Annotated in this window: 16 protein-coding genes; 7 read left to right on the top strand and 9 right to left on the bottom strand. The window is 63.2% G+C overall.

Annotation, left to right across the window (positions count from 1 at the left end; all coding sequences use genetic code 11):
* The first annotated feature begins 40 nt into the window (after positions 1 to 40).
* A complete protein-coding gene (locus tag DES45_RS13905; RefSeq protein WP_114770628.1) occupies positions 41 to 1,561 on the top strand; it encodes a glycerol-3-phosphate dehydrogenase in 1,521 nt (506 codons plus the stop codon).
* Positions 1,562 to 1,591: 30 nt separating this feature from the next.
* Positions 1,592 to 3,076, top strand: coding sequence for a glycerol kinase GlpK (gene glpK / locus DES45_RS13900; protein WP_114770627.1), 1,485 nt, complete (start codon positions 1,592 to 1,594; stop codon positions 3,074 to 3,076).
* Between the two features lie 69 nt (positions 3,077 to 3,145).
* Here the strand turns inward: glpK and DES45_RS13895 are convergent, their stop codons facing one another.
* Complete coding sequence (locus DES45_RS13895; protein ID WP_114770626.1) at positions 3,146 to 3,568, bottom strand: HIT family protein; 423 nt, start codon at positions 3,566 to 3,568, stop codon at positions 3,146 to 3,148.
* A gap of 432 nt (positions 3,569 to 4,000) precedes the next feature.
* Between DES45_RS13895 and DES45_RS13890 the strand changes: the two genes are divergently transcribed.
* Positions 4,001 to 4,195 carry a con-10 family general stress protein gene (locus DES45_RS13890; RefSeq protein WP_114770625.1) on the top strand — a complete coding sequence of 65 codons (195 nt, stop codon included), beginning with the start codon at positions 4,001 to 4,003 and terminating at the stop codon, positions 4,193 to 4,195.
* A 167-nt stretch (positions 4,196 to 4,362) separates the two neighbouring features.
* Here the strand turns inward: DES45_RS13890 and DES45_RS13885 are convergent, their stop codons facing one another.
* From DES45_RS13885 to DES45_RS13875, 3 genes are all read right to left on the bottom strand, one after another.
* On the bottom strand, positions 4,363 to 4,911 hold the full coding sequence (locus DES45_RS13885) for a hypothetical protein (protein ID WP_114770624.1): 549 nt from the start codon (positions 4,909 to 4,911) through the stop codon (positions 4,363 to 4,365).
* Positions 4,912 to 4,938: 27 nt separating this feature from the next.
* Complete coding sequence (locus tag DES45_RS13880; protein ID WP_114770623.1) at positions 4,939 to 5,178, bottom strand: hypothetical protein; 240 nt, start codon at positions 5,176 to 5,178, stop codon at positions 4,939 to 4,941.
* A 285-nt stretch (positions 5,179 to 5,463) separates the two neighbouring features.
* Positions 5,464 to 6,009 carry a PRC-barrel domain-containing protein gene (locus DES45_RS13875; protein WP_170151498.1) on the bottom strand — a complete coding sequence of 182 codons (546 nt, stop codon included), beginning with the start codon at positions 6,007 to 6,009 and terminating at the stop codon, positions 5,464 to 5,466.
* Between DES45_RS13875 and DES45_RS25165 the strand changes: the two genes are divergently transcribed.
* Complete coding sequence (locus DES45_RS25165) at positions 5,981 to 6,283, top strand: hypothetical protein (RefSeq protein WP_170151497.1); 303 nt, start codon at positions 5,981 to 5,983, stop codon at positions 6,281 to 6,283. The genes DES45_RS13875 and DES45_RS25165 overlap by 29 nt on opposite strands.
* Before the next feature lie 250 nt (positions 6,284 to 6,533).
* Here the strand turns inward: DES45_RS25165 and DES45_RS13870 are convergent, their stop codons facing one another.
* The 3 genes from DES45_RS13870 to DES45_RS13860 all read right to left on the bottom strand — a co-directional run bounded on the left by DES45_RS13870 (position 6,534) and on the right by DES45_RS13860 (position 10,062).
* Positions 6,534 to 8,381, bottom strand: coding sequence for an ABC transporter ATP-binding protein/permease (locus DES45_RS13870; RefSeq protein ID WP_170151496.1), 1,848 nt, complete (start codon positions 8,379 to 8,381; stop codon positions 6,534 to 6,536).
* 45 nt (positions 8,382 to 8,426) lie between these two features.
* Complete coding sequence (locus DES45_RS13865) at positions 8,427 to 8,963, bottom strand: hypothetical protein (protein ID WP_114770620.1); 537 nt, start codon at positions 8,961 to 8,963, stop codon at positions 8,427 to 8,429.
* A 295-nt stretch (positions 8,964 to 9,258) separates the two neighbouring features.
* Positions 9,259 to 10,062 carry a response regulator gene (locus tag DES45_RS13860; RefSeq protein WP_114770619.1) on the bottom strand — a complete coding sequence of 268 codons (804 nt, stop codon included), beginning with the start codon at positions 10,060 to 10,062 and terminating at the stop codon, positions 9,259 to 9,261.
* A gap of 178 nt (positions 10,063 to 10,240) precedes the next feature.
* Here DES45_RS13860 and DES45_RS13855 point away from each other — a divergent pair, with 178 nt between their 5' ends.
* Positions 10,241 to 10,459, top strand: coding sequence for a NepR family anti-sigma factor (locus DES45_RS13855; RefSeq protein ID WP_147282411.1), 219 nt, complete (start codon positions 10,241 to 10,243; stop codon positions 10,457 to 10,459).
* On the top strand, positions 10,456 to 11,004 hold the full coding sequence (locus tag DES45_RS13850; protein WP_114770617.1) for a sigma-70 family RNA polymerase sigma factor: 549 nt from the start codon (positions 10,456 to 10,458) through the stop codon (positions 11,002 to 11,004). The genes DES45_RS13855 and DES45_RS13850 overlap by 4 nt, the downstream gene beginning before the upstream one ends.
* 93 nt (positions 11,005 to 11,097) lie before the next feature.
* Here DES45_RS13850 and DES45_RS13845 read toward each other — a convergent pair whose 3' ends face one another.
* Positions 11,098 to 11,271, bottom strand: coding sequence for a DUF1328 domain-containing protein (locus DES45_RS13845; RefSeq protein WP_114770616.1), 174 nt, complete (start codon positions 11,269 to 11,271; stop codon positions 11,098 to 11,100).
* Positions 11,272 to 11,468: 197 nt separating this feature from the next.
* Here DES45_RS13845 and DES45_RS13840 point away from each other — a divergent pair, with 197 nt between their 5' ends.
* Positions 11,469 to 11,678: a hypothetical protein gene (locus DES45_RS13840; RefSeq protein ID WP_114770615.1), complete on the top strand. Its 210-nt coding sequence runs from the start codon at positions 11,469 to 11,471 to the stop codon at positions 11,676 to 11,678.
* A 65-nt stretch (positions 11,679 to 11,743) separates the two neighbouring features.
* On the opposite strand, the gene DES45_RS13835 is transcribed toward DES45_RS13840, so the two are convergent.
* A complete protein-coding gene (locus DES45_RS13835; RefSeq protein ID WP_114770614.1) occupies positions 11,744 to 12,604 on the bottom strand; it encodes an SDR family oxidoreductase in 861 nt (286 codons plus the stop codon).
* Positions 12,605 to 12,654 lie beyond the last annotated feature (50 nt).

Below are 12,654 nucleotides of genomic sequence, written 5' to 3'. Positions count from 1 at the left end.
AAGGGGCCGGGGGCGCCCGGCTTCAAGGAAAGACCTTTTCGTGACGACAGTGACTGATCTTCTGATTGTTGGCGGCGGCATCAACGGCGCGGGCATCGCGCGCGACGCGGTCGGCCGGGGCCTCTCGGTGGTTCTCTGCGAGCAAGGCGATCTCGCTGGCTACACCTCGTCCGCCAGCACCAAGCTGATCCACGGCGGCCTGCGCTATCTGGAATATTACGAGTTCCGGCTGGTCCGCGAGGCCCTGTTCGAGCGCGAGCGTCTTCTGAACTCCGCCCCCCACATTATCTGGCCGCTGCGGTTCATCCTTCCCCACGAGAAGGGCATCCGGCCGGCCTGGTTCGTGCGGCTCGGCCTGTTCCTCTACGATCACCTGGCGCCCCGCAAGAAGTTGCCCGGCACCGAGACGATCCACCTCACCAAGCACCCGGCCGGCAAGGCCCTGAAGCCCGGCTTCGACACGGCCTTCGTCTATTCCGACTGCTGGGTCGAGGACAGCCGCATGGTGGCCCTCAATGCGCTCGATGCGTTCGAGAAGGGCGCCGACATCCGCGTCCGCACGAAGCTGGTCTCGGCCCGCCGCGACGGCGAGGTCTGGGTCGCCACGCTCCAGAACGTCCAGACCGGCGAGACGCAGGAGGTGCGCGCCCGCGCCCTCGTCAATGCCGGCGGTCCCTTCGTGGCCGACGTGCTCAACTCCAAGCTCGGGCTCAACACCCGGAAGAACGTGCGCCTGGTGAAGGGCAGCCACATCGTGGTGCCGAAGCTCTTCGACACCAAGGAGGCCTTCATCCTGCAGAACACCGACAAGCGGATCGTGTTCGCCATCCCCTATCAGGAGAAGTTCACCCTGGTGGGGACCACGGATATCCCGGTGGAATCGGTGCCGGACAAGAAGGTCACCATCGACGACAACGAGATTCAGTACCTCTGCGACGTGGTGAACCACTTCTTCCAGAAGGAGGTGAAGCCCTCCGATGTGGTCTGGACCTATTCGGGCGTACGCCCCCTCTTCGACGACGGCTCGACAAATGCGTCCGCAGTGACCCGCGACTACGTGTTCGACCTCGACGGCGCACCCAAGCAGGCGCCGGTGCTGTCGATCTTCGGCGGCAAGATCACCACTTTCCGCAAGCTCGCCGAGCATGCCCTCGAGGAGCTGAAGCCCTACTTCCCGGCCATGAAGCCGGCCTGGACCGAAACCGCCAAGATGCCGGGCGGCGACATGCCGGACGCGGATTTCGACTGGTTCCTCGCCACCGTCCGGTCGCGCTGGCCCTTCCTCCCGGAAGCGCACGCTCATCGTCTGGCGCGCGCCTACGGCACGCGGATCGAGGATCTCCTGAGCTCCGCGAAGTCGATGACCGATCTCGGCGAGGATTTCGGCGGCACCCTGACGGCCGCGGAGGTGGACTACCTGGTCCGTCGCGAATGGGCGCGCACCGCAGAGGACATCCTCTGGCGGCGGTCGAAGCTCGGCCTGCACGTCTCGGCGGGCGCGGCCCAGGCGATCGACGCGTATATCGCCAAACGGAATGCTGCCGCCGTCGCGGCCCAATAAGAACGCCTAGACGAGCATTCGGGAGGAACCATGGCTCACTACGTGGGTGCCATCGATCAGGGCACGACCAGTTCGCGCTTCATCGTGTTCGACCGGACGGGCAGCATCATCTCGGTCGCCCAGAAGGAGCACGAGCAGATCTATCCGCAGGCCGGTTACGTGGAGCACGACCCGCTCGAGATCTGGCACAACACGTTGGAGGTCATCGGGGCGGCTCTCGCCAAGCAGGGCCTGACTCCCAAGGATCTCGCCGCGATCGGCATCACCAACCAGCGCGAGACGACGCTCATCTGGGACCGGCAGACCGGCAAGCCCCTCCACAACGCCTTGGTCTGGCAGGACACCCGGGTCGATCCGATCGTCGAGGAGTTCGCCCGGGACGGCGGGCATGACCGCCTGCGGTCCAAGACCGGCCTGCCGCTGACGAGCTATTTCTCCGGCCTCAAGCTGCGGTGGCTCCTGGACAACGTTCCCGGAGCCCGAGAGAAGGCCACAGCCGGCGACGTCCTGTTCGGGACCGTCGACAGCTGGCTCGTCTGGAACCTGACCGGCGGCCGCTGCCACATCACCGACGTGACCAACGCGAGCCGCACCCAGCTGATGAACCTGGAGAGCCTCGCCTGGGACGACGAAATCCTGGCCCTGTTCAACATTCCGCGGGCCTGCCTGCCGACGATCGTCTCCTCGAGCGAGGTCTATGGCGAGGCGGTGGGCGTCCTCGCCGGCGTTCCGATCGCCGGCATCCTGGGTGACCAACAGGCGGCCCTTGTCGGCCAGGCCTGCTTCCAGCCTGGTGAGGCGAAGAACACCTACGGCACCGGGTGCTTCATGCTGATGAACACCGGCGAGAAGCCCTACCCGTCGAAGTATGGATTGCTCACCACCGTCGGATACCGCTTCGGGCAGGGACCGACCGTCTACGCACTCGAAGGCTCCATCGCCATCGCGGGCGCCCTCGTGCAATGGTTGCGGGACAATCTCGGCCTGATCCAAGCCTCGACCGACATCGAGCCCCTGGCCCGCAGCGTCCAGGACAATGGCGGCGTGACCATCGTGCCGGCCTTCTCGGGCCTCTACGCCCCCCACTGGAACGCCGGCGCCCGCGGCATGATCGGCGGCCTCACCCGCTATGCCAACAAGGGCCATATCGCCCGCGCCGCCCTGGAGGCGACCGCCTTCCAGACCCGCGAGGTCCTGGATGCCATGGCCAAGGATACGGGCATCGCCGTCAGGGAGCTGCGCACGGACGGCGGCATGGTGGTCAACGAGCTTCTGATGCAGTTCCAGGCCGACATCCTGGATGTACCGGTCGTGCGGCCGAAGGTGATCGAGACCACGGCCCTCGGGTCGGCCTATGCGGCCGGCCTGGCGACGGGGTTTTGGGCCGGAACGGACGAGCTCGTCCGCAATTGGGCCGTCGACAAGCGCTGGAAGCCGACCTTCGAACAGGGCCTGCGCGAGGACCTCTATGCACGCTGGTGCAAGGCGGTCGAGCGCTCGCTCGACTGGCACTGAGGGCCCTCGGCCGGGAAAGCACGCTCCGGAAGGACTGCCGGCACAGCCCTTCCTGCCATCCAGCCCGACCTATCGGCCCAAGGCCGCGCGGATCTTTTCCGCAGAGCGGGCAAGCTTCTCCTGATCCTCCATCTGCCCCGTATGCGGCTTCAAGGCGACGCCTTCGAAGCGCGGGATCACATGCACGTGGATGTGGAACACCACCTGCCCACCCGCGCTCTCGTTGAACTGCTGGATCGTGAGCCCATCGGCCTTGAAGGCCTCCTTGACGCCCTTCGCGACCACTTGGACCTCCTTGGCAAGGTTCGCGAGATCGTCCGGCTCGACGTCGAGGATGTTGCGTGCGGGAGCCTTGGGGACGACGAGGACATGGCCGTCGCCGCGGGGCATGATGTCCATGAAGGCCAGGACCCGGTCGGTCTCGTAGACCTTATGGCAGGGAAGTTCCCCCCTGAGGATCTTCGCGAAGACGTTGTTCTGGTCGTACACCACGGCTCTATCCTTGCTTTCTCGACTTTGAGCGTGCGCCCTTCCGATCACCGACAGACCGCGCCCGGTTCGGCATCACTGCGCGGCCCCTCCCGCCCCGGCATTATAAGGACGAAGCGTTGCGGTACGAAGCGGATTCATCCGGCGAGCACGGACCGATCAGTAGAAGATCGCCAATGAAGTAGACGCGCTCCGATGGGAGGGAACGCAAGGTAACCTCCACCCGAGGGGAAGAAAAAAGTCAGGCCATTACTGGAACCCTCACCGCATATCGAACTGCGACAACTGCGCACATCGGCCATCCGCCTCAAGAGAGCCTCGATAAAGCCAAGCTTCCCTGGCAGAGGATAATCAAAATCTCGAACAACCAAGCGGAACCATCGAAATTAACCATGGTTGTTCAAGGCAGTAAACCAATCACGTAGGAGGCATGTGATGGCGACAGGAAGTTCGACTTCGAAGCGCGGTTTCGCGTCGATGGACGGCGACCGGCAGCGCGAGATCGCAAGCAAGGGCGGCAAGAGCGTCCCGGCTGAGAAGCGCTCCTTCTCCCAGGATCGCGAACTTGCTTCGGAGGCTGGGCGCAAAGGCGGCCAGGCTTCGGGAAGCACCCGCAGCAATCAGGAATGACTTTAGTTGATACGCGTAAGTAAAGGGGCCGCTTGCGGCCCCTTTAATTTTTCGTGCCGTGCGATCTAGAAGAGCAACCGAAAACGCAAGCATAAAGCCGTTCGGCGGTTGCCGAACGGTCCATCTTCAAAGAACTGCGATGATTGTCTCGGTTCCTCGATGAAGATCTAGAAGCGGAACTTCATCTCGGAATGCTCTAATCCGACTTCCGGATCATCCTCGAAGAGGAGGCTGTCACCGACCAGAGCTCGAAACTCGGTGATGTCGGGCGTCCTGAAGACAAGGCCGCCGGCATCGATCTGGTTGATGAGATCCGAAGCCAGGGAAGAAACGAGATCGAGAGACGCCACTCCCAGAACCGTGCTGGCCTCGTAAGCGAGTTCCGAATCCCGCGTTCGGGAGGCCCCGATCAGTGTCATCAGGCAATACTCGTCGGTGCTCGCCCGGCGGGATTTGAGCGGTGCATGGCAGAGCGGCCTCGTCCTCTGGCGATCGAGAGCGAACGCGAGCAGCAGGGCATCCGATATGATGGCCTTCGCGCAATCCGGGCGGGTGAGCCTGCCCAAATCCTCCTCCGGTCCATTCAGCAGCGCGAGATCGTACTGATCCTGGAATCCGCTGATGCACCGGAAGATGTCGGCAACCGGAACCGCATTCGGGTGAAGCAGGACAGAAACGGGCCTCGGCCCAAAGGCGAATGTCTGGGGTCCGATCATGAGCTCAGCAAACCTGGTTCGTTACTCTTACAGCCGCAGCCCGGGTCTGGCTGCGAAGCCGTTTTGCCAGGCCGGTATGACGAGGTGGCGCCTCAGCATGAGCGGGCACACGGCATCGTCCTGAGGCTCGCATCCCGGCACGATGCCGCTGAGGAGCGAGGCCACCGAAGGTTTGTCGCGGGGTGGCGAACTCGATGCGAGCCGGCAAAACTCGTCCGGCAGTTCCTCTCGCGACAGAACGGCGTCCAGTTCGTTCGTTGCCGTCATGGCTTCCTCCGCACGTCTTATGTGGTGGCAACGTGTCGGATCGGTCGAGGTTCCTCCCCGGAGGCACTCCGAATTCCCGCTTTCCGCCGTGAGCGGCCGAAGAAAATCGAGGCCGTTTGGAACAACTCGTCTTCGAGCGCGTTATTGGGCGGTGCCGGACCTTATTGCCCCCTTTGGTTCGGCCCGTAAAAGGCGCGGCCCTCTCGGCCGCGCCTTTTATGTTGCCTTCAGCAACGAAAACGGCGCCTGGGAGAACCAGGCGCCGCGTCTTTGGATCGGGAGAGGTTACTGCTTCGGGGCGGTCGTCGTGCCCGAGGCACCAGTACCGGTTGAGGAAGCGCCGGCCGAACCCGTCGACGTGTTCGCGTCCGCATTGAAGGTCGGGGCTGCCTGCAGCTCGGCCTTTGTCATGCGCAGGACGACGCGCTCCGGCTCGTTGGTGTTGCTCGAGCCGGAAACGCCCGAGGCCGTGGTGGAGCCGGCCGTATTCGTGTTGCCGCTCATGGCGCCGCCCGAAGCCGTCGAGCCGGTGGTGCCGGTCGCGGTCGAGCCCGTCGTCGAGACGTTGCTGCCGGAGCTGTTGTTGCTCGAATTGTTGTTCATTGCGTTCACCTGCTCGCGGCTGGCGAACTCGAGCGAATTGAACGGGATCGCAACGTCCTTCTCGCCGATGCCGAGGAATCCGCCCACGCCGACCACGGCGGCGACGGCCTGACCGTTGCGGTCGACGATCACGTCGTTGATGTCACCGATCGACTCGTTGTTGGCGCTGACGACCTTCGTACCGATCAGCTTGGAGGCCATGATCTGGTTCGGCTGGATCTGGGTCATGAACTGGCCCTGCATCCCGCCACTCTGGTTCATGGCCGAAGAGCCCATGGAAGAAGACGAGTTCATGCTGGAGGAACCGGCGGAGGAGCCTGCCGACGGGCTGGCCGCCGCACCGGGCTGCATGGCGTTCGAGCCGGTCGCCGTCGAGCCGGAGCTCGAAGCCGCCGGACGGTCCGTCGCGCCCGACGGTGTCGTCGAAGTCTGTGCGAAAGCAGGCGCCGCGAACATGGTCGCAACAAGGCAAGCCGCCATATGCTTCTTCAGCATTGGTTGATCTCCTGACAGTAGATTGAATCGCGTTTGCGCCACATTGCGCTGAGGTTCAACGCAAGCAAAATGGGATCGTTCCGAGAAACTCGGCGTTAACGCATCCACAAAACTAATTTCTATTAGACAATCACGTTATCAATACTTCACAATATTGTGTCATGTAGCACTGATCCGCTCCTCTCGGAGCGGCATCACCCTTCAAGAAGCCGAACGGGCCAACCCGCCGACGGGGCCGAAGTTCCACCCTATCTCGTTCATTGCCGCAGCTTTTCACCCTCCATGACCCTGCGCCTGTTGAAGAGGCGTGCGAGCGTCTGCCGGAGGGTGGAATTCTCGGCCGACAGGTGTTCATCGGCGATGAGGCGTGAACCGTGCTTGCGCCTTGCCAGGACAAGGCGCCGGTTGTGGAAGACCTCCAGCTCCGGTCGATGGCCGACGCTGATCATCGCGGCATCCGGCAGCCTCTCGCCTAAACGCTCCATGAGCCGTTCCTGCGTCTCCGGGTCGAGAGCCGACGTCGCCTCGTCCATGACAATGATGTCCGGCTTCTGGATGAAGAGCTGCGCGAAGGTCAGGCGCTGCTGCTCGCCGCCCGACAGGGTCCGCTCCCATGGCACTCCTTGGTCGTTGACCCTGTCCGTCAGGTGCCCGAGCCCCGCATCCTTGAGGGCCTTCACCACATCGTCGTCCGAGATGCTCTCCGTCGGATTGGGGTAGGCGACGGCGTGCTTGAGCGTGCCGACAGGCACGTAGGGACGCTGGGGCATGAAGAACAGCTTCGCACCCTTGCGGATGGAAATCTCACCCTCGCCCCAGGGCCAAAGGCCCGCGATGGCACGGATCAGGGTGCTCTTGCCGGCGCCGGACTCGCCGACCACGAGAACCTTCTCGCCCCGGTCGATCCGCACGCGGGTCTCGTCGACCACCGCAGTGCCGTCGTCGAGGGTGACGGAGACATCGCAGAGCTCGAGCTCCGCTTCGGTCCCTTCCTCGGTTCTCCGGATATGGCCCGCCCCTCCCCGCTCGGCGCGCTCCAGCCGGTCGAGGGACACGAGAAGGCCCGCCACACGGTTCGCGGAGGCGGTCCAGTCGGCGAGCTTCGGATAATTCTCCATGAGCCAGTTGAAGGATTGCTGGACCGTCACGAAGGCGGCCGAGGCCTGCATGACCTCGCCGAGCGACATGGTGCCGGCCAGATACTTCGGGGCGCAGAGCAAAATGGGAATGACGGGCGCCAGCACGAAGTTGCTGTACGAGACGACTGTCGTGCGCATGTACTGTCCGCACAGCTCGCGCCATTGCATGATCACGTTCCCGAGCGCGATGCTCAGGCCGCTGCGCTCCTCCGGCTCGCCCCCAAGAAGCGCGATGCTTTCGCCGTTCTCGCGCAACCGGGTCGCCGCATAGCGGAACTCGGCCTCGGACTGGTTCTTGCCTTCCGCGACCTGCACGAAGCGGCGGCCGATGAAGAGCATCGCGGTCGTTGTGACGATCGAGTAAGCAAGCGCCACGAACACCAGATAGCCGGGAATGTTGATCGTCCGCCCGTTCCAGTCGAAGGACAACGCCCCACCCACGGCCCAGAGCACGCCGATGAAGGTGATCGCCGTCAGAACCGCGGTCGTGACGCCAAAGGCGAAGTCAACCGGGGACTCGGTCGCGATACGGGTATCGTCGGCGATCCTGAATTCCGGGTTCTGATGCTCGCCGCGGACCAGATTGAGCTGGTAGTAGCGTCCATTCCGCAGCCAGCGATCGATTTGATGGTCCGTGAGCCAGGCTCTCCAGGCGCGTTGCGTCGTCAGGCGCCCCCACACGGAGGCAACGTTGAAGGCGACCGCCGCAAGCGCGAGGGGCGCGAAAATCAGCGCGTACCACCCGACGAGCGAGATGTCGCGCTTCTCCAGCGCATCGAAAACCTCACGGTTCCAGACGTTCAGCCGATATTGGATGAAGAGCTGGCCCAGAATGATCGCCAGAAGGGTCAGGGTCAGGAACCAAGCTTCCCGCTTCCGCTGCCCGGTCCAGAAACCCGAGGCCGTCCGCCAGAACCGGGCGAACAGTCGGCGACGCTCCAGCGTCTCAACGGCACTATCGTTCACGCACTCACACTCCACTGGGCCCCCAGCCCTTCGTAAAGAGGCTGCTCAGGTCAGTGACTGGTCCAGAAGAGCGAGGCAGAGGCTCGGGGATCGATCCGCGCTCGCCCGGGCGAGCGGACTGACGTCACCCACGCACCCGACCGGGTTGCGGCGCTTCTGCGGGGTTGTCGCAGGGGTCTCGTTTCCCTCGCGACGGACCGTCGGATGCTGCTGCACCGCTGGTCCCCGCTCCTCTTCCTTGAGCGTCACCACGGGAAGGTCCGTATTCTTCGAGAACGTGGTGGTGCCCGCCTGGGGATCGGACTTGTAGAGGACGCGGCCGTCGCGATCCCGCAGGATCACCGTGGCTTGGCTCATCCCGACCAGTTCGACGACCGTGACGGTCTGCCGATCCTGGGACGGCGACGGCTCCTGGAGCCGGGATGTCTTCGCCGATGCCATGACCTGCTGGGTCAGAGCCGCGCGATCAAGGGCGGTGTCGGACTTCGCCAGAGACACCGTGCCGAAGGCATTCGGAGCCAAGCCGCCTGCCAGAACGGCCGCACCGGCCATGCCGATCAAGGTTGCGGTCGTGCGGAACATCCCTAGTCTCCTGCTTTCCCAGCTGCACCGTTTGGCAAAACAACGCGACCGTATCCGTCCCGTTCCAAGCGGAAATCTACTGCAAAAAGGTAATAATTTACTTGGAACCTTTAATTGACGGGCCGCGTTCTTTAAGCACCGGCCTCCTGGTCCTCCCCGCATTCCCCTTGTGCATTGGCCGGCACCTTGAGACGGGCCTTATGGCCCGTCTTTTTTATTTCCTCGAAGCTTTGCAGTAATGAAAAAGCCCGGCTCGACGGCCGGGCTTTCTACATTGATGGATGTGAACCTTAGGTCAGGCGGTCGCCCGCACCTCGCGGCGACGGGCACTCTGCTGGAAGAACAGCGCCTGGCTGATCACGGCAGAGACATTGGCCGGCTGGAACGGCTTGGCGATGAGGAAGGCGGGCTCCGGCCGCTCACCGGTCAGGAAGCGCTCCGGATAGGCGGTGATGAAGATCACCGGCACTTCGAAGGACTTCAGCAGATCATTCACGGCGTCGAGGCCCGAGCTGCCGTCGGCGAGCTGGATATCTGCCAGGATCAGGCCAGGCTGCTTCGTGGAGGCAAGCTTGACCGCCTCGGTCCGGGTCCGGGCGACACCCGTGACATTGTGACCGAGTCCTTCGACGAGGGCCTCAAGATCCATGGCGATCAGCGGCTCGTCCTCGATGATGAGGATGTCGGTCGCCATGTCGGCCGCGAGTTCGCGCCCGGCTTCGTCGACGAGGTCGCGAACCGTCTGCGTATCGACGCCCAGGATCTGACCGACCTCTTCCTCGCCGAACCCTTCGAGGCAGGAGAGGAGGAACGCCTGCCGGGGCAATGGGGTGATCTGGCCAAGGCGGACCTCCGCCGGCAGGTCGCGCTGGATCTGCTCGCTGCGGCCGTTGACCGAAAGCGAATTCCAGATGCGGGTGAAGACCTGGAAGAGCTCGACCTTGACGTTCCCGGAGGGCCCGATGGTCTCCGGCTCGCTCACAAGCGTCTCGAGGGTGGCCGCTACATAGGCATCGCCAGCCATCTGACTGCCGGTCAGAGCGCGGGCATAACGACGAAGATACGGTAAGTGCTGGACGACAAGCTGAGCTGTCGACATTCGCTTCCCCTTATGTGCTTTAGACTCGTTACCGATACGGTCCATTCAACTCGGCAGGCATGCAAAAGTTCCACTCTTTGGAACTCCTGGCAATGATATGCGTTGTTGCCTGAAACCAATATGAAATACTGCCAAGGTTGGCTATCCCGTAAGAATCAGGGATCGCAAGGGGATGCAGATGACGGGTGAGAAGGGAAACAAGCTGGCACGGGTCATTCCGGAAGGCTCCCTGAGCGACAAGCTTGAATCCGATCCGAAGCTCGACAGCACCAGCCAGAAGCGTATCGGCGACCAATTGCGCGCGATGTACGACGAGTTGGTGCAGCAGCCGGTGCCCGACCGCTTCAGGAACCTGCTCGACCTCCTCGAAGAGAAGGACCAGGAGAGGTCCACATGACGCAGCCGGAGCCAGATCTCCGAGACGCTCTCCTTGCGGCCGTTCCCAGTCTCCGGGCTTTTGCAATTTCCCTTTCGGGTCAGATCGACCGGGCAGACGACCTCGTCCAGGACACCCTCCTCCGTGCCCTGTCCAACCTCCACCGATTTGAGCCCGGCACCAACCTGAACGCCTGGCTCTTCACGATCCTGCGAAATCTTTTCCATTCCGAGTACCGGAAGCGGCGCCGGGAGGTCGAAGACCCCGACGGCTCCTATGCGGGCCGCTTGAAGGTCCAGCCCGAGCAGGGCTCCAGGCTCGATTTCGAGGATTTCCGGACCGCGCTCGCGAAGCTTCCCCACGACCAGCGGGAGGCCCTCCTCCTCGTCGGCGCCTCCGGTTTCTCCTACGAGGAAGCCGCGAGCATCTGCGGTTGCGCCGTGGGAACCATCAAGAGCCGCGTCAACCGCGCCCGCTTCCGCTTGGCCTCCGTGCTCAACGTCAACGACGTCGATGACCTCGGCCCGGACAGCATGACCCGCGCCGCTCTCCAGAGTTCGGTCTGACCCCCGCCTCATTGCGGCTCTCGCTCCTTCTCCCCACATGAAAAACGCCGCCTTAGGGAGGCGGCGTTCTCATTCGGCGCAGGTGAACCTGCGTCACATTGGATTGCGTCCGCGCATCAGGCCGACCACGGCCGAGATGGCGAAGAGGACGATCGCGACGAAGAAGATGAGCTTGGCGATCTCGACCGCCGTGCCGGCGATGCCGCCGAAGCCGAAGAGAGCCGCAACGAGCGCGATGATGAGAAAAGTGACAGCCCAACCGAGCATGGTGTTACCTCGCATTACTGACAATCGACCGGAGCCGATGATACCCAACCAACGTCAAGCGAGACTGTGGGGTTCCGTGAAAAAGACTCATTTGGACAGTTTTTAAAGGGTGACGAAAAGTAAAGAAGGAGACCAGGCTAGGTATGGAACCGACATCCCGTCACCACGTTTCCCAGAACACTTGGGAGACAGATTCGATGAACAAGGCCATTGCCCTTCGAGCATTTCTCTTCTTCACGATCCTGACGGCGTTTGCTGCCGTCACCGGCTTGGCTTCGCAGGTCGAGATCGCGGAAGTACTTTTTCTCATTGGCGGATCTCTCTCCGCGCTGATGCTCTTCTTTGCCCTGTCAGTGTCCTCCCCGGCTCCTTCGCTTGTGCCCGTCCGGGTTCGGCGTCGTCGGTAAGCGTTTTCCTTCAAGGCCATAAGGACAAGGGCGGCTCCTTCCGGAGCCGCCCTTTTTCGTTTCGATCAGGATTCCGTCGCGTCGCCGCCGTTGGGATGCAGCACCGAACCTGTGATGTAGGAGGAATCCGCGCAGGCCAGGAACAGGTACGACGGAGCGACCTCGTTCGGCTGCCCCGGCCGCTTCATCGGCGTATTGGCCCCGAAGCTCTTCACCTTGTCGGCATCGAAGGTCGACGGAATGAGCGGCGTCCAGATCGGGCCGGGCGCGACGCCGTTGACCCGGATCTTCTTCTCCGCAAGCTTCTGCGCCAGGGACCGGTTGAAGGCCACGATCGCCCCCTTTGTGGCGCTGTAGTCCAGCAGCTCCGAGCTTCCGCGATAGGCCGTCACCGACGTCGTGTTGATGATCGCGGCGCCCTCTTTCAGGTGCGGCATGGCGGCCTGCGTCACGTGAAAGTACCCGAAGATGTTCGTGCGGAAGGTGCGCTCGATCTGCTCCGGCGTGATCTCGGCGATGTCCTTTTTCGGATGCTGCTCGGCGGCGTTGTTGACCAGAACGTCCAGCTTTCCGAACTCCTTGATGGTCCGGTCGACGGCGGCACGTGCGAAGCCGGGATCTCCGATGTCGCCTGCAATCGTGACGCATCGGCCGCCTTCCCGCTCCACCAGCCGTTTCGTCTCCTGTGCGTCCTCTCCTTCATTGAGGTAGACGATGGCGACGCTCGCACCTTCCCGGGCGAAGAGGACCGCGACCGCACGGCCAATGCCGCTGTCCCCGCCCGTCACGAGGGCGACTTTGTCCTTGAGCCGTCCGCTGCCCGGGTAGCGGGGCTCGTAATCCGGCCTCGGGTTCATCTGGGTCTCGCGACCGGGCTGCTGCTCTTGGGTCTGAGGCGGCAAAGTCTGGTTCTGGTCAGGGCTCATGGCATGTCCGTCTGAAAGGGGAGAATGGGCCCGGAGGACCCTTCGCGACG

Origin of the sequence: Microvirga subterranea (assembly GCF_003350535.1) — a bacterium.
Taxonomy (GTDB): domain Bacteria; phylum Pseudomonadota; class Alphaproteobacteria; order Rhizobiales; family Beijerinckiaceae; genus Microvirga; species Microvirga subterranea.
This window is presented reverse-complemented; position numbering and strand designations above follow the sequence as displayed.

Excerpts from the sequence above, each read along its gene's own strand:
- glpK (WP_114770627.1), top strand. The coding sequence starts at position 1,592 with ATGGCTCACTACGTGGGTGCCATCGATCAGGGCACGACCAGTTCGCGC.
- DES45_RS13890 (WP_114770625.1), top strand. The coding sequence starts at position 4,001 with ATGGCGACAGGAAGTTCGACTTCGAAGCGCGGTTTCGCGTCGATGGAC.
- DES45_RS13885 (WP_114770624.1), bottom strand. The coding sequence starts at position 4,911 with ATGATCGGACCCCAGACATTCGCCTTTGGGCCGAGGCCCGTTTCTGTC.
- DES45_RS13880 (WP_114770623.1), bottom strand. The coding sequence starts at position 5,178 with ATGACGGCAACGAACGAACTGGACGCCGTTCTGTCGCGAGAGGAACTG.
- DES45_RS25165 (WP_170151497.1), top strand. The coding sequence starts at position 5,981 with ATGATCTGGTTCGGCTGGATCTGGGTCATGAACTGGCCCTGCATCCCG.
- DES45_RS13875 (WP_170151498.1), bottom strand. The coding sequence starts at position 6,009 with ATGACCCAGATCCAGCCGAACCAGATCATGGCCTCCAAGCTGATCGGT.
- DES45_RS13865 (WP_114770620.1), bottom strand. The coding sequence starts at position 8,963 with ATGTTCCGCACGACCGCAACCTTGATCGGCATGGCCGGTGCGGCCGTT.
- DES45_RS13860 (WP_114770619.1), bottom strand. The coding sequence starts at position 10,062 with ATGTCGACAGCTCAGCTTGTCGTCCAGCACTTACCGTATCTTCGTCGT.
- DES45_RS13855 (WP_147282411.1), top strand. The coding sequence starts at position 10,241 with ATGACGGGTGAGAAGGGAAACAAGCTGGCACGGGTCATTCCGGAAGGC.
- DES45_RS13850 (WP_114770617.1), top strand. The coding sequence starts at position 10,456 with ATGACGCAGCCGGAGCCAGATCTCCGAGACGCTCTCCTTGCGGCCGTT.
- DES45_RS13845 (WP_114770616.1), bottom strand. The coding sequence starts at position 11,271 with ATGCTCGGTTGGGCTGTCACTTTTCTCATCATCGCGCTCGTTGCGGCT.
- DES45_RS13840 (WP_114770615.1), top strand. The coding sequence starts at position 11,469 with ATGAACAAGGCCATTGCCCTTCGAGCATTTCTCTTCTTCACGATCCTG.
- DES45_RS13835 (WP_114770614.1), bottom strand. The coding sequence starts at position 12,604 with ATGAGCCCTGACCAGAACCAGACTTTGCCGCCTCAGACCCAAGAGCAG.